This window comes from Pseudomonas sp. RA_35y_Pfl2_P32, from assembly GCF_963970735.1.
GTDB lineage: Bacteria > Pseudomonadota > Gammaproteobacteria > Pseudomonadales > Pseudomonadaceae > Aquipseudomonas.
Window position 1 is genome coordinate 39,878 of record NZ_CAXAQF010000011.1, and the last position, 16,570, is coordinate 56,447.

Genomic DNA, 16,570 nt, shown 5'->3' on the forward strand with positions numbered 1-16,570 from the left:
CCATCAGGCTAAAGGATGTAGATCATGGATGTTCAGCAGTCTTCAAACGGCAAATGGGTACTGGTCAGTGGCGGCAGTCGTGGCATTGGACGCGCACTGGTCTCGGCCCTGGCACGGGAAGGGTATCAGGTTGCTTTCACCTACCAGTCCTCGGCCGACGCGGCTTTGCAACTGGAGCGGGAAGTGGCGGCCAGCGGTGGCTGGGCCCGTGGGCATGCCTGTGACGGGCGGAGCCACGGTTCGGTCGAGGCGGTGTGTGCACAGTTGGTGGAGACCCTCGGCGAGCCCTACGGCTTGATCAACAACATGGGGGTGACCGGCGATCAGTTGTTGCTGAAGTTCGATATCGAGCGTTACCGCGATGTGGTCGCGACCAACCTCGATTCGGCGGTGTATTTCAGTAAATGCCTGGCGCCGGCGATGGCCGCCGAGCGTCGCGGCAAGATCTTGCACATGTCCTCCGTCAGTGGGTTCAAGGGTAACAAGGGGCAGTTGAGTTATTCAGCGACCAAGGCGGCGATGATCGGCATTACCAAGACCATGGCCCTGGAATTGGCGCGCTTCAAGATCAACGTCAACGCCATCGCCCCAGGTTTCATTGCCACGGAGATGGTCGAGCAGATCGCCGACCCGGTGCGCAAGTCGATCACCGACACCATCCCCCTCAGGCGCTTCGGTGAAGTGCGTGAAGTGGCGGCCTTGGCCAGCTTTCTGCTGTCGACCCAGGCCGACTACATCACGGGGCAGACATTCGTCATCGATGGCGGCCTGACGGTCTGATTTGGCTGTCCGGATCTGGCCGCAGAGCCTGGAGATGTAATGAGTCAAGAATACGATACCGTTTTCGTCGGCGCGGGCCTTGGCGCACTGGCGAGTGCCAGCCTTATGGCGCAGCGAGGCCAGAAGGTACTGGTAGTGGAAAAGCACAATGTACCCGGCGGTTATGCCAGCAATTTTCGGCGCAAGGATTTCAACTTCGATGTTTCGCTGCATTCGTTCGACGGCGTGGTACGTGGCGCCGAGTCGTTCAATGTCATCGAGGCCTGTGGCGTGGCGGACAAAGTCGAGTTTCTTCATCACCCGACCCTGTATCGCTATCGCTCTCAGGACATCGACATAACGGTTGGACACCGAGACCTGGAAGGTTACAAACGCGAGTTGTTCCGTTTCTTTCCCGAGGAAGTCGACAACATCAATCGCCTGTTTGCCGAGTCTCAGCGCAACTACAAGGACCTGTGCGGCTTTCTGTATTCGCGCAAACCTTTCTGGATGAGGTTGGTGGCCACGCCCATGATCTATCCGCGGGTGCTCAAGTATGGCCATGAAACGGTGGATCACTACTTCTCGCGGTTCACCTCCAACGAACGCTTGAAGGAAGTGCTGTCGGCGCAATGGAGCTACTACGGTCTACCGGCCAAGGACCTGGCGTTCGGGTACTTTTCCTATCCCTTTATCGACTATCTGGAGAACGGCGGCTATTCGATCAAGGGCGGCTCCCAGGCATTGTCCAATGCCCTGGTCGAAGTGATCGAGCAACATGGCGGCCGGGTCGAGCTGGAGTCAGCGGTCAACCAGATCGTGATTGAACGCGGGCGAATCGGCGGCGTGGTAACGCGCAAGTCGGGCAGGGTCAAGGCGCGCAATGTTGTGGCCAATATTTCGCCCCATGCGGTCGTGGCACTGGCTGGCGAGCAGCACTTCGCCGCCAAGTACCGCTCGCGACTGCGCCGGCTCAAGTTGTCGGTGTCCGGGTTTCAAGTCTACCTGGGGCTCGATTGTCCGCTGAGCGAGTTGGGAGTGGGCCCCGAGGAGTACATCCACTTCTTCGCCCCGCAGAAAACCCAGCGCGAGCAGTTCGAGCATATCCAGGCCGGGGAGCTGCATGGCGACAACACCAGTTGGTCGATCAACTACTTCTCCAACGTCGATGCTTCGATGGTCCCGGCCGGAAAGTCCAGCCTGGGCCTGTTCACGCTGACGGGCGCAAGCGAGTGGCACTCGCTGGGCAAGCTCGACTACAGGCGCAAGAAACTTGAACTCACCGAGCTGCTGATCGCCAACGCCGAACGAGTCATTCCAGGCCTGAGTCGGCACATAGAGGTCTGCGAGAGCGGCTCGCCACGCACCATGACCAAGTTCACCCATAACCCGGAGGGCGCGATCTACGGCTTCGAGCAGAACACCCGACAATCCGGCCTATTCAACCGTTTCCCGCAGAAATACCCGGTCAAGGGGCTGTACCAGGTCGGGGCCTGGACATTCCCGGGCGCAGGTTTCATCGGGACGATGTTGTCGGCGCGTTTGTTGGTCGACCGCTACTTCTGAGTGGCGACTTCCCCGTCAAACCAGATTTTTACGAGACGCACCATGACCTACGTAGTGACTGACAACTGCATTCAATGCCGCCACACCAACTGCGTCGATATCTGCCCCGCGGATGCTTTCCACCTAGGGCCCAACTTTATCGCCATCAACCCTCAGGAGTGCGTCGACTGTGGTCTGTGTCTGCCCGAGTGTCCGGAGGAAGCGATTCAGCCGGAGAACCAGCTCGATGACAGCAACCGGCATTTCATCGAACTCAACGCCGAGCTGGTCAAGCACTGGCCGGTGATCCTGCAGCGGATTCCGCCATTGGCGAACCATGAGCACTGGAGCCGCAAGCCGAACAAGCTGCCCCACCTGATACGTGAGGCCGAGGCGGTCGATCCGACCCGAGACCACCACCTAGCCCATGCCTGACGCGCGACTGGAACCTTATCCATGCAAAGTTTTGATCGATTCAAAACCCTCGAAAGCGACACCTTTGACGTGATCGTAGTTGGCGCCGGCATCGGTGGCCTGACGGCTGCCGCGACCCTGGCCAATCGCGGGAAGCAGGTACTGGTGCTCGACATGCACTATGAAATGGGCGGCTGTGCCACGGTGTTCCACCGCAAGGGCAAGGACTATGAGTTCGACGTCGGCCTGCATTACATCGGTGACTGTGGCAAGCACGGTCTGATTCCGCGGATTTTGCGGGGAGCAGGTATCAATGACGGTGAAATCAAATTTATCGAGCAGGACCCGGAGGGGTTCGAAACCCTGTGTTTTCCCGACTTCCAGTTCGCGGTTCCCCGTGGCTACGAACGCTTTCGCGAGAAGCTGCTGGAGGCATTCCCTAAGGAGCGAGCGGGAATCAACCGCTACTTCAAGATGCTGCAGCAGGTCTGGGATTTCATGGGCATCCACTCGCGGCCGCTGACCGCGCTGTGGGTGCTACCACGCTCTTGGATGCTGATGCGGCATGCCAAATCGACGGTGGCGCAGTTCCTCGACACCTGTACGCAGAATCAGCGCCTTCGGGCCATCCTGACCGGGCAGTTGGGGGTCTATCACCAGCCGCCGAGCCGCGCGACCATGGCTGGCCATGCCGCGGTGGTCAACCACTTCCTGCAGGGTTCCTATTACCCCTCGGGTGGCGGCCAGATGTTCTCCGACAAGTTGGGCGAGGTGGTCGAGCGCAAGGGCGGCAAGATCCTCCTGCGATCCAAGGTCGAACGTATCCTGATCGAGAACGGTCGTGCCGTGGGCGTCGAGTTCAGCAACAAGCACTTGGGCAAACGGGTGGTCAAGGCGGACGCGGTGATCTGCAACGCCGATATCAAGCAGGCCCTGCTTGGCCTGATTGGCCGTGAACACCTCAAGCCACAGACCGTGCGTCGTACCGAACAGTTCGAGATGTCACCGGCCATGGGCGTGGTCTATCTCGGCATCGACATGGACCTCAAGGCCATGGGCCTGAAGAACACCAACTACCGCATCTACCCTGGCTGCGATTATGAGAAGGCCTACCGCGAGGTGTTCGCCGGAGAGTTTCCCGAGGAGCCCCATCTGTTCATCGGTAACGCAACGATGAAAGACCCGGATAACCCGGCCATCGCCCCGCCAGGCATCTATAACCTGCAGCTCATGTCGGCGGTGCCTTCCACGCCGCAAAGCTGGGGCGTGACCCAGGCCGAACTGACGGATGGTAGCTACCGGACCAACCCTGTGTACCTGGAGAAGAAAGAGTGGTACGCCCGCCAGCTGATTGCCCTGGCTGAACGGGTGATTCCGGGAATGTCGGGCCACATCGTGTATCAGGAAGTCTCGACCCCTTTTTCAGTGACGCGCTTTATCGGCTCTGAAGGTGGCACGTCCTACGGTCTGGCCTTTACCCCGGAGTACTTCCTGCACAACAGGCCAGGGGCCAAGACTGAAATCCGCAACCTGTACCTGTGCGGCGCATCGACTCGTACCGGGCATGGTATTTTTGGCGCCATGACTGGCGGGGTGGAAGCGGCCGCTGCGATCTGCGGTCGTCACGTGCGCTACCAGGTGATGGACGTCGGCACCCGCGCCGAAGCGGCAACCAACTGAGTACGTGTCAAGGCGGGCCCTGCCGACGCGCCACGATGTCTATGGGGCTCACCGTGGCGTATTTGCATCAAGGAGCGATGGAATGGCAAACGAATACAACATGGCGCTGGTGATCGGCGCCGGGCTCAGCCTGCTGGCGGCCCTGATGCATGTCGGGGTGATCATGGGAGGGCCTTCCTGGTATCGCTTGTTTGGCGCTGGCGAGCGCTTTGTGCGTGCGGCCCAGGCCGGTCGCTGGTTTCCTGCGATGGTCACGACGGGGATTGCCCTGGTGCTCGCCGCATGGGCGGCGTATGCACTGTCTGGGGCCGGGGTGATCGATCCCTTGCCCCTGCTGCGCCCGGCATTGTGCGCGATCACCTTGGTCTACCTGCTGCGCGGCCTGTTGGGACCGATCACGCTGGCAGGCACTGGGCGTAGTGTTCGCTTCATCGTGATCAGTTCGGCGGTCTGCCTGGTCTATGGGCTGGTGCATCTGTTCGGACTGGTGCAAGTGTGGGATTCCCTTGCCTAGTGTTCTGTCTCAGAAATAAATTCCTAGCCCGAGCTGTGTCTGCAAGGCCTGGTGGATCTGCCCGGACGAGGTCGCAAGCCATCTTTGCCGGACGAAGCGTTGAAACGAACCCTTGAGCAAGTCACTCAGCCGCTGTAGGAGCGCGGTTTATATGCGGTGGCGTCCTCGTGGTCGCCATCGTCTGGTCGCCCTCTGAAGCCCCACATCAACAAAAAAGACGCTTCGGCGTCTTTTTTCGTTCCTGTAGGTCAGCAGGTGCTGAACGTGATAGGCAAGAATGGGCGGCACAAGGCCATGCCCATGGCGCAATAAAGCTGTACGTGGCTCACCCATTCCGGAAAAAACACGCGTCACTCGACGGCCGTTCAAGGGCTGTGAGCTGCCCCACACGCTGCTGCGTGAATCATTGGGGCAGCGCTGGATCAGAGCTTCGGCAACTGCCCGATACGCCCCATCATTTCCGTGACGATCTGCAAGTCCAGCATGAACTGTTCGACGGTCTTGAACTCGTTGTCGTTGTGCCCGGTGTATTTGACGTCGGGCATGGCCAGGCCGAATTGCACGCCGTTGGGCAGTTCATGCACCGAGGTGGCGCCGGCGGAGGTGCCGAACTGGTGTTTCATGCCCAGGTTATCGCTGGCCACGGCCAGCAGGGCCTTGACCCATTCACCTTCGGGGTTGCGGTACATCGGTTCGGCGATCGAGTAGTCGAAGCCTGGCGCGATCCCGGTCTTGCTGCTCCAGGCGCTCAGTTTGTTGGCGATTTCGCTCTTGAGCACCTCCGGAGACTTGCCCTTCGGCACCCGCAGGTTGACCGCCAGCTTGAAGGCCTTGTCGTCCATGCCGACGTAGGTCAGGGACGCGGTCAGCGGCCCCATGAAATCATCGGCAAAACCAACCCCCAGCTTGCCACCCAGGTAGTCCAGGCCCCAGTTGTCGGCGGCGTAGCGGGCGGCGTCAGTGATCTGGTTGTGCTTGAGCGCGACCTTGCCGTCGAGGCCATTGATGAAGTCGAGCATCCGCGCCACCGGGTTGACCCCGGACTCAGGCTCGGAAGAGTGGGCAGACACGCCGGTGACGGTCAGTTGCACGTCCGTGCCGACAACCTTGGCGGTCACCGTGAAATTGCCGCCGTTACGCTTGGCGTAGTCGGCGCCGGCTTGCTGCAGGCTGGCGGCCAGTTCGACGGGTTGCTCGGTGAGCAAGGTGGCGACCGAGGTCGACGGAATCTGATTGGTCGCCAAACCGCCGGTCAGGGTGCTGATTTCGGCACCTTTGCCCTCGGCGGCGCGCCGGGCAAAACGGGCCATGACCGTGCCGTAGCCTTTCTCGGCGATCACCACCGGGTAGCCACCATCCAGGGCCAGGTTGTAGTTGGGCGTCGGGTTGCGCTCGAAGTAATAAGGGATGGCGTCACCGGTGGTTTCCTCGGTGGTGTCCACCAATAGCTTGAAGTTGCGTGCCAGTGGCAGCTTCTCGTCCTTGATGACCTTCATCGCGTAGAGGGTGACCACGATGCCGTTCTTGTCATCCTCGGTGCCGCGGCCGTACAGGCGGTCGCCAATCAAAGTGACCTTGAACGGGTCCAGCCGGGTGCCGTCTTCCAGCACCCAGTTCTCCGGGGTCACGGGCACCACATCGGCGTGGGCGTGAATGCCGACGACTTCATCGCCAGCGCCGTCCAGGGAAATTTCATAGACCCGGTTGTCGATGTTGCGAAACTTCAGGTTGAAGCTCTGGGCCAGGTCCCTGATCTTGTCGGCAATCTTGAGGAACTGCGGGTTCTCGTGCTGCGGCACGCCTTCGACCTCGAAAGTCGGGATGGCCACCAGTTCGCGCAGGGTCTCGGTGGCCGCGCTGCCATATTTGACCCGGGCATAGAGGCCCAGCAGGCGATGGATTTCATTCTGCTGTTCGGCGCTCAGGCTCTGGTTGGCGAGGAAGGCATTGATGGCCGGGGCGAGGTCGTCGTTTTTCGCCAGCTCGCTCTTGGCCAGGCGCGTGAGGAACTGCCTGAAATCCGTGACTGAACTGTCGTTGAAGGTCTTGAGGATGGCTGCGCTCTGTTGCGGGGTGATAGTGGCGTGGGCTGCGGTGGTGAATGACGCCAGGCTGGCCAGCATCAGGGTGGTTGCGGCCAGGTGCTTGAGGGAAAAATCCATGGTGGGGGCATTCCTTTGCAGGGGGTGTAGGGGAGATGAAACAAATCATTTCCAAGCTAACACCACAACCGTGCGAAAGGGCAGCCCCTGAAGTGGGATCTGTCCCACAGAAATGTAAGTGCGCCCCACATGCCCAATCCTGAGCAAGGCGCCTGTACTTGTCAGCGCAGCCTTACTGTCCAGCGGGTTGTGGGCGTTGATCGACAGGTGGCCAGATTTTTTCCATCTCGAGCACTTCAACCGATCCGCTGGGGGACTGGACCGTTGCCGACAGCGCTGGGAGCATTTTTTTGTCCTGCGTGCGGGGCTGGCGGTCAAAGTTGACGGTTATCCGGGTGCCGTCGGCGAATTGTGAGCGCTGTACCAGGCGGTCGCGGGACAGGGTTTCAAAGTGAGTCATGGCCTGGGTGAACAAACGCTGATGCAGGGGCGAAAAGACCCGGTCATAGGCTTGAATCAACGGCAGGTCGCGACGCAGCACCGGGTCGCTCAGGTGATACAGCGGTGGCACCATGTACAACAGTTGCAGCAATGCCGTCTGGTCGCGTTCGGTGGTGAACTTCAGCGAGCCATATTCCCAATGATGGGTGCTGACGATGCTGTCGTGCAGGGCGATTTCATACAGTGGCAGGCGAAACTGTGGACGCGTCACATAACGCGCCACCGAATCCGCCAGCGGCACGGGTTGAAAGTACAGTGAGGGTGCTTCCGGCGGCCAGTATCGGCCTCGGTAGTAAGGTGAGCGGGGATCCTGGATGGAGGGGTCCATCCAGGCAAAAGGCGGCGTCAGCACACCGTGGGCAAACGCCACCTGAGGGGCAAACATCGAAAGCACGCCTTCACTCCCGGTGACCAGGCCATGGGTCAGCGTGGGGTATTCCAGGCGCCGACGGTGGGCCTGGGCGTCGTCAGCCTGGTTCATTTCCCGCCCGGGCGTGTAGTCCTCCGTCAGGGGGCCGGCGCCGTCGACGTCGAGAAAGTAGCTGTTCAACTGCCCGGCTGCAGCGACGGCACTGATGCGCCGCCGGGTATAGGGCTCGACGACCTGTGGGTTGGCGTACACCCCACGACCGGCAAAACCGACTGCGAGTTTGCCGTCCTGGTTACGATAACCCGCGTCAGCCAGCGCATTGCCCATTTGCGCGGTTGACCAGGTATTGGCCAGGTCCTCTCGATGGGCGCTGCCATAGCTGTCATACACCGCCACCAGATACCCTGCGGCTTTGGCGGCGGCCACGGCCTCGGGGTGCCAGAAACTCGATAGCCAGTTATCGGCGCCCAACCAGGCGCGCTGTAGTCCGGCTGTGCGCAAGGCATCGATGGTGCTGGTGGACAGCCCATCGCCCCATTGTGCCGGCGGCTGCAGGGTTTCGCCGAAGGTCTCCAGCAGTTGTTCGCGAACCGTGCGCCCCCAGGCGACTTCGGCCATGGGGTCGTGCTTGCCCGGCAGCGGCGCCACCGGCATGCGGGGCACTGTCTGGCGCAGGCCGCTGTTGAGGGCGTGGATCAATGGCTGTCGCCGCCAGGTGCTGAGACTGCCGTTGACCGACTCGTTGAACGCCGCTTCGAAGAGGTCCCGAGTCTGCGTGTCAAACAGCTGCCACACGCGAGCGGCCAGGCTCCCCGATACCTGCCGGCCCGCCTGCAGGCGCTGGAGAAAGCCAGGCCAGTCGGCGATGTCGGCGGCTTTCAACAGCCCGCTGTCCCAGAGATAGATGTGGGAGGCACCGCCGAGTCTGGCGGTGGCTGGCAGGGTCTTGATCTTTTCGTCCAGCGAGACGAACTGGGTGGTTTGTTGCAACCAGTCTCGGTAACGGCGCGCCCCGGCCATGACGTCCGGGCCGGCAATGTGCAGGCGTATGATGTAGGGTGCGTCCGGGGCCAGCCGGGTGAATGCATGGCGCAGTCGCATTTGCGGGCGCCCCCCATTATCGACAATCGAAAATTCCGTGTTCAGCGGCGTCTCGACCATCCAGGTGAGCGAGCGCTCCTTGCGCAGTTCGGTCCAGAATGGCATCGACAATGCGCCGGCGACACTTTCGTTTTGATAGCGGCGCACCAGCCAGTCCAGCCAGCCCGGATCGGTACTGGGTACGTAGTTGCCTGCGCCAAAGGGAAAGGCATAAGCGTCGATCGCAGAAGGTTGGGCCGAGATCGGCCAATCCAGCGTGGCGGGTTGTGCGGCGCGGATGCTGACCTGAAGGTCATTCTGGTCGCGCGTGACGGCGATGTCGAAACGCTGTTGCCCCTGCTGGATCTGCCATCCTTCAGCAGTCAGAGGGGTGGTGTTTGCACCGCTGAAAGCGGGAGCCGCGAGGGGCAATGTGGGACCTGTAGGTGGCATGAGTTCGATGGCCAGGGTAGCCCGATCGATTCGCCAGGTACCGGCTGCCGTTGGCACTTCGTGCCAGTCCGTGACTGCGGCGAGGGCATTTACACTCAGGCCGCAGAGCAGCAACAGCAATATCCCACGAAATACCTGCCAGGCCATGCCTCGACTCCTTGTCGTCAATCACGCTAGCGCGTGGGTTCGAGTAGTAAACAGCGGCCTTGCGCCGGTGACTGACTACCGTACTCATCGCCGTCGCCACTGCCAACGGGCTGTTGCGTGAAATGCATTCAACATGTAAGCAGCGGGATGGAACTAACCTTCACGTCAGACTCTATATTTCAACAGCCCCTAAAAAATCAAGGAACGCTCCATGTCCAGATCTCGCGCGTTGATTGCAGCTGTTACGTCCCTTGCATTGGTTTGCGGCTCGGCGCTGGCATGGGCCGATCCAGGTAATGGCAAGGGCCAGGGGAACGGCAAGGGAAACCCGCCCAATAGCCAGGCGCATGGCAATCAAGGTGGGCATGGCAACCAGGGCAAAAACCCCGCTGGCGGCGATTGGAGCAACGGTCCGAGTATCAACCGCACCAGTGTGCTGGGAATTGTCGGCGGCTACCGGGACTACTGGAGCCCCGGACCGGCCTTGCCCCCCGGGATTCAGAAGAACCTTGCGCGGGGCAAGCCACTGCCGCCCGGCATTGCCAAGAAGCTCGATGGCCGGCTACTTGGCCACTTGCCCCATTACGACGGTTACGAATGGCAGCAGGTGGGTACGGACTTGATTTTGGTGGCCTTGGCCACCGGGCTGATCTATGAAGTGCTCACGGGCGCTTTTGATTAACGCACCAGGTGGTGGGCCACCATCCATCGTGAGGCTTGAACTGTGTGGGTTTTTACGCGTCTTAACACACGCAGTATCCACCCCCATGGGAAGCACATCATGCTTTTAAAGAACAAGAGTCTGTTTGCGGTAATGTCCTGCGCCCTGATGCTTGCAGCGGCGCCTTTACTCCCCGCTGACCTGTCCATCATGAACTCCGCCTACGCGAAAGAGGGTGGTGGTGGTGGTGGTGGTGGTGGTGGTGGTGGTGGTGGTGGCGCAGGGGGTGGCCATGGCGGTCATGCCGGCTCGGGTCACTCGGGCAGCAATGGCCAGGGCAAAGGCTTGAGCAGTGATCACGCCGGCAAGGCGGTTCGCGATCATGGTACCAGCGGCAATCACTACGGCAGTGACCGTAACGATGATCGTGGGCATGGCACCACGACCTCGGGCATTGCCCAGTCCAACGATACCCGTGGCGTGACTAAAGCCACTGCAATTTCGACCTCTACCCCTGGCGATCACAACGCCAAAGGCTTGAGCAAGGCCGGGCCATCGGCAACCAAAAAATCCTATTGATCGACCCTCGCTGCCCCCACATGACACCTGTTCGCGCTGCGCGAACAGGTGTCATGTCACTTCAACCGGACTGCCACCCGCCCTGGCGCAGTCACTCAAGCCGTCTGGCGTCGCATCGTCAGTATCGCGGTGCCAAAGAAGATAAACGTCGAACCCACCACACGATTGACCCACTTGGAAAAGGTCGGCCGGGTCAGTACGCCTTTGGCCCGTGAAGCGAGCAGGGCATACAGGCTCAGGGAAACCAGGGACAACGCCATGAAGATCAGGGTGAGCACGAAGAACTGCGGGATCAGGGCCGAGTTCTGATCGATGAACTGCGGGAACAGCGCGGTGAAAAAAACCGTCGCCTTGGGGTTGGTGGCGGCCGTCAGGAACGCAGACTTGAACAGCTTGAAACGGGCCGGGTACAGGTTGTCCGGATGCGCGTGCGTTTGCGCGGCCATCACCTGGTTGTTCTTGAGCAGGTGCTTGGCGCCGAGATAGAACAGATACCCGGCCCCGGCAATCTTCACCGCGTTGAAGATCAATTCCGAACTGGCGATCAATGCGCCCAGGCCCAGCATGGCCGCTGCAGAGATGCAGAACAGGCCGCAGATATTGCCCAGTGACGACCACAGGGTGGATCGGGCGCCGTAGGCCAGGCTGTTGTGCAGGGCCATCAGGGTAGCGGGGCCGGGGCTGGCGATTGAAACAGCGGCCACCAGGGTGTAGGTCAAAACCGAGTGAACTTCCATTTTCCGAACTCGTTGGGCGTGAGGCGGCGATTCTACGGACAAATGCCCCGTGAATCACCCAGCGCTCAGTCGCCGTTGCACTTGTGCACTGACCGGGGGCCTGGAGGCGGACGAACGTTGTGTCGGCTGAATGGCTCGGATGGGCTGAGAATCGACAGTTCGATACGTCCGCAGTGTGGGCACAAGGCTTTGATCTTGGCCTTGGCCGCGCTGTCGGTGTCGGCCATCACTTCGCCGTAGACCGCGTGCTGGGCGTGGTCCTTCGGGTAAGCGGTGTAATCGTAGAGCCGCATGGTTCGAACCTGAGGGTGGAGAGGCTGCCGCCGAACTCACAGGTATAGGTCGCCAAGGGCGGTTCGTCCAGTATCAGGTTTGAAAGGTGACTGGCGGTTCACCTTGCAGCGTCGGCTCTACGCTCAGTCACAGCGGCGGTGCGGGCTGCGAGTCTTTGAACTGGGCGAGCTCCAGGGTGATTTCCTTGGCTACCTGATTGATTTCGCCGCGCAGCCATTTGTGCGCCGGCGATGCGTGCAGGCGTTCGTGCCAGACCTGGGAGACGGTGAAGCCCGCCACTTCTACTGGTGGTTCGAACAGTTGCAGGGGAATGTCCTTGGCGATGCGCAAGGCCGTCAGCTCGGCGATCATGCCGATCATGTCGGTTTGCGAAATCAGGATGTGCGCCAGCAAGAAGTGCGGCACCGTCAGGGACGTCTTGCAGCGGATGTCGTGTTGTTCGTAGAGGCTGTCGATGGCCTCCTTGACGGCCCCGTGGTTGCTACTGATACGCAGGTGCTGGCCGTTGCGAAATTGCTCCAGGGAGAGGCTGCCGTTGATCTGGGGATGACCGACACGCACCACTGACTTGAGCCGGTCGGAGAACAGTTTGCGCACGTGGAAATTGGCTGGGGCGCTCTTCTCGTTCCAGATGATCAGGTCGAGCTTGCCGTCCTTGAGCAGCGGCAGATCCTCTTTGGGGCGCAACGGCTGGATGTTCAGTTCGACCCCGGGCGCGACTTCGGCGAGGCGCACCATCAGGCGCGGCAGGAGGATAAAACCGATGTAGTCGGTGGTGGCGATTTCAAAGCTGCCCTGGAATTGCCCGGGGTTGAAGGCCTTGACCGGCTCGATCAGCTTGTTCAGCGCGGCCAGGCTTTGCTGCAAGGGCTCCACCAGCTCCAGGGCGCGGCTGGTCGGCACCATGCCACGGCCCATGGAGACAAACAGCGGATCGTTGAACAGCAGGCGCAGGCGAGCCAGGGTATGGCTCACCGCCGACTGAGTCATGTTCAGTTGCTCGGCGGTGCGAGTGACGTTGCACTCGTTGAGCAGGCAAAAGAACACGTGCAAGGATTTCATATCGACGTTTTGCATGTGCCGGGCGCTGGCCTCGCGGTGAAGGATGGACAATACCGGTCGCCACTTTACCGAGGTTTGCGCGCGAAAGCTGGTCAAGGCTTCAGACCATCGGCACCAGCGTATGGGCGAAGTCCTTGCGTCGCTCCATCAGTTGCAGGGTCTGGGCCTGCGCGCCCTGGAGCAGGGCCGTCTCGTCGACCAGGGTACTGCGGCCGTTTTCCAGGATCACCTTGCCGTCCACCAGCACGGTTTTCACGTTCGAGCCGCGGGCCGAGTACACCAGGTTCCACAGCACGTTGGTCTGGGTCCCCTCCCAGACGATCGGGCACATGTTCGGCTGGGCCAGGTCGAGCAGCAGCAGGTCGGCGCGCTTGCCGACTTCGATCGAGCCGATCTCCCGGTCCATGCCCAGCACCCGGGCACCCTCGATGGTTGCCATGCGCAAGGCGACATTGGCCGGCAGGGCGGCGGCATCCAGGCGGTGGGCCTTCTGCAGCAGCGAGGCGAATTTCATTTCTTCGAACAGGTCGAGGCTGTTGTTGCAGACGTTGCCGTCGGTGCCCAGGCCGACGCGGATGCCGGCGGCGAGCATTTCCGGGACCCGGGCGATCCCGCTGGCCAGCTTGGCGTTGCTGCTGGGGCAGTGGGCGACCGCGGTGCCGGTGTCGGCCAGGCGCTTGATCTCTTCATCGTTGAGCCACACGCAGTGGGCGATCAGGGTCTTTTCGCCGAGGATGCCCATCTGGTCCAGCATCGGGATCGAGCGTTTGCCGAAATGCTGCAGCACCGCCTGTTCTTCCTCCTTCTGCTCGCAAGCGTGGGTGTGGATGCCGATCCCGTAGTCGCGCGCGCAGTCGCGGGCATGGGCATAGGCCTTGGGTGAGCAGTAAAACAGGTGTTCCAGGCCCATCCACACCCGCACGCGACCGTCGTGGGCCATGTGATGGGTTTCGATCAGCGTGCGATTGGCGTGCGGGCTTTCGAAGAAGTCCTTGCCGGGCAGGTCGGCGGCATAGGGCGCCAGGTGCACACGGATACCGATTTCGCCAGCGGCGTCGGCGCAGCGGTGCATGAAGCGGTACATGTCCATGACGCAGGTGGTGCCGCTCTTCAGTGCCTCCAGGTAACACAGGCGTGCGGCGTGGTAGGCGTCCTCGGCGTTCATGGCCCGGTGTTCGAGCTGGTAGTAGGGCAGCCATTGCATCAGCGGCCTATTTTCGGTGATGCCGCGCATCAGGCTGGAGTGCGAGTGGGCATCCACCAGGCCTGGCAGCAGGGCCATCTGGCCTTGGCAATCGATGACTTTGGCGTCGGCGGGCCAGGGCATGTGTTCGCCCTGGCCGATGGCTTCGATGAGGCCGTCGCGGATGACCACATGACCGTTGGCGAGGACCTGGTCCTGGGGATTGACGGTGAAGATGATTGCGTTGCGGATCACGGTGTAGCTCATGGCTGGGTCCTTGTTTTTTTTGCTTGGTTTTTACTGTAGGAGCGAGCTTGCTCGCGATGGCGACCTGCGCCACACCATAGATCTCGGCAATCCCCGCACCTAATACTGCACCCGCATCACCAAAAACACCGACAACGCCGCCACCCACCACATGATGGGCTTGACCGTGTGCGCCTTGCCGATCAGCAGTTTGAGCAGGACGAAGACGATGAAGCCCAGCGCGATGCCCAGGGTAATGGAGTAGGTCAGGGGAATCAGCAGGATCACCAGGAATGCCGGAATCGCCTCTTCATACGACTTCCAGTCGATTTTGCTGATGGTGTCCATCATGAACACGCCGATCATGATCAGCACCGGTGCCGTGGCGATTGCCGGCACCAGGGACAGCAGGGGGGAGAGGAACAGGAATGGCAGGAACAGCACGGCGGCGACCAGGGCGACCATGCCGGTGCGGCCGCCCTGGGAAATGCCGGCGGCCGATTCGATGTAGGCCGTCGCCGGGCTGGTACCCAGGGGCGCCGAAGCCAGGGCGGCGAGGGCGTCGACGTGCATCGACTGCTTGATGTTGCGCGGGTTGCCGTCGGCGTCCTTGAGGTCGCCCGCTTCGGAAATGCCGAGAAAGGTCGACAGCGACTCGAAGAAGTTGGTGAACACCAGCACGAAGATGTACGGCAGGTAGTCGAGGCGCAGCGAACCCAGCAAGTCGACCTGGCCGAGGAAGCTGAAGTCCGGCGCGGCAAACAGGCCGCTCCAGTTGACCAGCGTCACGGTGCTGGCGCCTTCGGGCCAATAGGCCGTGGCATCGCCCCACAGGCGGCCGATCGGGATCGCCAGCAAGGTGGTGCAGATGATCCCCAGAATCAACGCCCCCGGCACCTTGCGCGCCACCAGGGCAATGGTGATCACCAGGCCGGCGAGGAAGGTCAGGATGATCGGGTTGAACGGTGCGGCGTGCACCACGGTGAACGGGTCGGCGCTGATGAACTTGGCGTTCACCAGGCCGATCAGGGCGATGAACAGGCCCATGCCACAGGAAATCGCATTGCGCAGGCTCGCCGGGATGCCGTCGATCACCGCCTGGCGCACGTTGAAGAACGCCAGCACAGTGAAGATCACACTGGCCCAGAGCACGCAGCCCAGGGCAATTTGCAGCGGGATCTTGGCGCCCACCACCATGGTGTAGGCGAACAGGATATTGATGCCCATGCCGGGGGCGATGAGGATCGGGTTGCGCGCATACAGGGCCATCGCCAGGGTGCCGAGAAAGCTCACCAGTACGGTGGCGGTGACACCGGCGGAGAAGGGGATGCCGGCCGCTGCGTTGATGTCCGGGTTGACCACGATCACGTAGGCCGCCGCGAGGAAGGTGGTGCCCCCGGCGATGATCTCGCGCTTTAAAGTGGAGCCTTCGCGGTGGATGCCGAAGTAGGTTTCCAGCCACACCTTGAGCCTCGCGATAAACCCGATGGGCGCACCGCGCAAACTGACCGGTTGGTTCATGTTGATCTCCTCAAAGCGGCAAGGCTCGGTTATTTGTCGTTGTTATTTTTTTTGGTTTGATTCGAGTCGAACAGGGGTCAGACGGATGAAGTGGCGAAAATGCCCGACATCACGGTGAAACCGGGCAAGCGTTTGATGCGGTCGGTCCAGCGCCTTATCGCGGGGTAGTCGATCAGGCTGATGCCGGCCTCGTCGGACAACATCACATAGGGAAAACAGGCGATGTCGGCCACGCTCGGCAAAGGTCCGCTGCAGACCCATCCCTGGTGTTGCCGCTCGCTGAACCACAGGTGTTCGTCGAGGATGCGGAACAGGGCGTGGGCGCCGTTGCGGGCTTTTTCGGCGTCAAGATCATAGTTGAAAACATCCGCCAGGCGCGCGGCCGACGCGGTGGCCGTGATGCCGTCGGCAAAGGCCAGCCACATGTTCACCTCACCCAGGCGGCGCGCGTCCTGCACCGGGTACCAGGTGCCGCTGGCGTCGTAGCGGGCGGCCAGGTAAGTGAGGATCGCCTGGGCGTCGCGCAGCACATAACCGTCGTCGTCGAGCACCGGCAACTGGCCCAGGGGGTTGATGGCCAGGAAGGCCTCGCCCTTGTGCTCCTTGCCTGGGTAGAACTCCAGGTCCACCGTGCGGAAATCCACACCCAGCAGGTTCATGAACAGGCGCAGCTTGTAGCAGTTCCCGGACAGCTCGTAGTTGTAGAGTGTGATCACCTGCCT

General features: G+C 61.3%; 15 protein-coding genes. 7 read left to right on the plus strand and 8 right to left on the minus strand.

What is annotated here, in order from left to right; translation table 11 throughout:
* The first annotated feature begins 24 nt into the window (after positions 1-24).
* From AACY45_RS12745 to AACY45_RS12765, 5 genes are all read left to right on the plus strand, one after another.
* Positions 25-780 (plus strand): SDR family NAD(P)-dependent oxidoreductase, encoded by a 756-nt coding sequence (locus AACY45_RS12745; RefSeq protein WP_339502017.1) that lies wholly within the window; start codon positions 25-27, stop codon positions 778-780.
* Between the two features lie 39 nt (positions 781-819).
* Complete coding sequence (locus AACY45_RS12750) at positions 820-2,325, plus strand: phytoene desaturase family protein (RefSeq protein WP_339545805.1); 1,506 nt, start codon at positions 820-822, stop codon at positions 2,323-2,325.
* A 42-nt stretch (positions 2,326-2,367) separates the two neighbouring features.
* Positions 2,368-2,739 carry a ferredoxin FdxA gene (fdxA, locus tag AACY45_RS12755; protein WP_339545806.1) on the plus strand — a complete coding sequence of 124 codons (372 nt, stop codon included), beginning with the start codon at positions 2,368-2,370 and terminating at the stop codon, positions 2,737-2,739.
* A 21-nt stretch (positions 2,740-2,760) separates the two neighbouring features.
* Positions 2,761-4,398, plus strand: a complete 1,638-nt coding sequence (locus tag AACY45_RS12760; RefSeq protein WP_339545807.1) for a phytoene desaturase family protein — start codon at positions 2,761-2,763, stop codon at positions 4,396-4,398.
* An 82-nt stretch (positions 4,399-4,480) separates the two neighbouring features.
* On the plus strand, positions 4,481-4,912 hold the full coding sequence (locus AACY45_RS12765; RefSeq protein WP_339545808.1) for a hypothetical protein: 432 nt from the start codon (positions 4,481-4,483) through the stop codon (positions 4,910-4,912).
* Between the two features lie 422 nt (positions 4,913-5,334).
* Here the strand turns inward: AACY45_RS12765 and AACY45_RS12770 are convergent, their stop codons facing one another.
* Positions 5,335-7,074: a dipeptidase gene (locus tag AACY45_RS12770; RefSeq protein ID WP_339545809.1), complete on the minus strand. Its 1,740-nt coding sequence runs from the start codon at positions 7,072-7,074 to the stop codon at positions 5,335-5,337.
* A 172-nt stretch (positions 7,075-7,246) separates the two neighbouring features.
* A complete protein-coding gene (locus tag AACY45_RS12775) occupies positions 7,247-9,565 on the minus strand; it encodes a glycoside hydrolase (RefSeq protein ID WP_339545810.1) in 2,319 nt (772 codons plus the stop codon).
* A 211-nt stretch (positions 9,566-9,776) separates the two neighbouring features.
* Between AACY45_RS12775 and AACY45_RS12780 the strand changes: the two genes are divergently transcribed.
* Both AACY45_RS12780 and AACY45_RS12785 read left to right on the plus strand, forming a co-directional pair.
* Positions 9,777-10,247: an anti-virulence regulator CigR family protein gene (locus tag AACY45_RS12780; protein WP_339545811.1), complete on the plus strand. Its 471-nt coding sequence runs from the start codon at positions 9,777-9,779 to the stop codon at positions 10,245-10,247.
* A 99-nt stretch (positions 10,248-10,346) separates the two neighbouring features.
* Positions 10,347-10,805 (plus strand): hypothetical protein, encoded by a 459-nt coding sequence (locus AACY45_RS12785; protein ID WP_339545812.1) that lies wholly within the window; start codon positions 10,347-10,349, stop codon positions 10,803-10,805.
* Positions 10,806-10,900: 95 nt separating this feature from the next.
* Here AACY45_RS12785 and AACY45_RS12790 read toward each other — a convergent pair whose 3' ends face one another.
* The 6 genes from AACY45_RS12790 to AACY45_RS12815 form a co-directional block, all read right to left on the minus strand.
* Positions 10,901-11,542 (minus strand): LysE family translocator, encoded by a 642-nt coding sequence (locus AACY45_RS12790; RefSeq protein WP_339545813.1) that lies wholly within the window; start codon positions 11,540-11,542, stop codon positions 10,901-10,903.
* Between the two features lie 65 nt (positions 11,543-11,607).
* Positions 11,608-11,835 carry a hypothetical protein gene (locus AACY45_RS12795; RefSeq protein ID WP_339545814.1) on the minus strand — a complete coding sequence of 76 codons (228 nt, stop codon included), beginning with the start codon at positions 11,833-11,835 and terminating at the stop codon, positions 11,608-11,610.
* 127 nt (positions 11,836-11,962) lie between these two features.
* Positions 11,963-12,949 (minus strand): LysR family transcriptional regulator, encoded by a 987-nt coding sequence (locus AACY45_RS12800; protein WP_339545815.1) that lies wholly within the window; start codon positions 12,947-12,949, stop codon positions 11,963-11,965.
* Positions 12,950-12,998: 49 nt separating this feature from the next.
* Positions 12,999-14,348 (minus strand): amidohydrolase family protein, encoded by a 1,350-nt coding sequence (locus tag AACY45_RS12805; RefSeq protein ID WP_339545816.1) that lies wholly within the window; start codon positions 14,346-14,348, stop codon positions 12,999-13,001.
* 99 nt (positions 14,349-14,447) lie between these two features.
* Positions 14,448-15,848, minus strand: a complete 1,401-nt coding sequence (locus tag AACY45_RS12810; RefSeq protein ID WP_339545817.1) for an NCS2 family permease — start codon at positions 15,846-15,848, stop codon at positions 14,448-14,450.
* 77 nt (positions 15,849-15,925) lie between these two features.
* Positions 15,926-16,564, minus strand: coding sequence for a glutathione S-transferase family protein (locus tag AACY45_RS12815; protein WP_339545818.1), 639 nt, complete (start codon positions 16,562-16,564; stop codon positions 15,926-15,928).
* Positions 16,565-16,570 lie beyond the last annotated feature (6 nt).

Bases quoted from the DNA above. Each gene is read 5' to 3' on its own strand.
- AACY45_RS12760 (WP_339545807.1), top strand. From the start codon at position 2,761: ATGCAAAGTTTTGATCGATTCAAAACCCTCGAAAGCGACACCTTTGAC.
- AACY45_RS12745 (WP_339502017.1), top strand. From the start codon at position 25: ATGGATGTTCAGCAGTCTTCAAACGGCAAATGGGTACTGGTCAGTGGC.
- AACY45_RS12770 (WP_339545809.1), bottom strand. From the start codon at position 7,074: ATGGATTTTTCCCTCAAGCACCTGGCCGCAACCACCCTGATGCTGGCC.
- AACY45_RS12790 (WP_339545813.1), bottom strand. From the start codon at position 11,542: ATGGAAGTTCACTCGGTTTTGACCTACACCCTGGTGGCCGCTGTTTCA.
- AACY45_RS12765 (WP_339545808.1), top strand. From the start codon at position 4,481: ATGGCAAACGAATACAACATGGCGCTGGTGATCGGCGCCGGGCTCAGC.
- fdxA (WP_339545806.1), top strand. From the start codon at position 2,368: ATGACCTACGTAGTGACTGACAACTGCATTCAATGCCGCCACACCAAC.
- AACY45_RS12805 (WP_339545816.1), bottom strand. From the start codon at position 14,348: ATGAGCTACACCGTGATCCGCAACGCAATCATCTTCACCGTCAATCCC.
- AACY45_RS12750 (WP_339545805.1), top strand. From the start codon at position 820: ATGAGTCAAGAATACGATACCGTTTTCGTCGGCGCGGGCCTTGGCGCA.
- AACY45_RS12785 (WP_339545812.1), top strand. From the start codon at position 10,347: ATGCTTTTAAAGAACAAGAGTCTGTTTGCGGTAATGTCCTGCGCCCTG.
- AACY45_RS12795 (WP_339545814.1), bottom strand. From the start codon at position 11,835: ATGCGGCTCTACGATTACACCGCTTACCCGAAGGACCACGCCCAGCAC.
- AACY45_RS12780 (WP_339545811.1), top strand. From the start codon at position 9,777: ATGTCCAGATCTCGCGCGTTGATTGCAGCTGTTACGTCCCTTGCATTG.
- AACY45_RS12810 (WP_339545817.1), bottom strand. From the start codon at position 15,848: ATGAACCAACCGGTCAGTTTGCGCGGTGCGCCCATCGGGTTTATCGCG.
- AACY45_RS12775 (WP_339545810.1), bottom strand. From the start codon at position 9,565: ATGGCCTGGCAGGTATTTCGTGGGATATTGCTGTTGCTGCTCTGCGGC.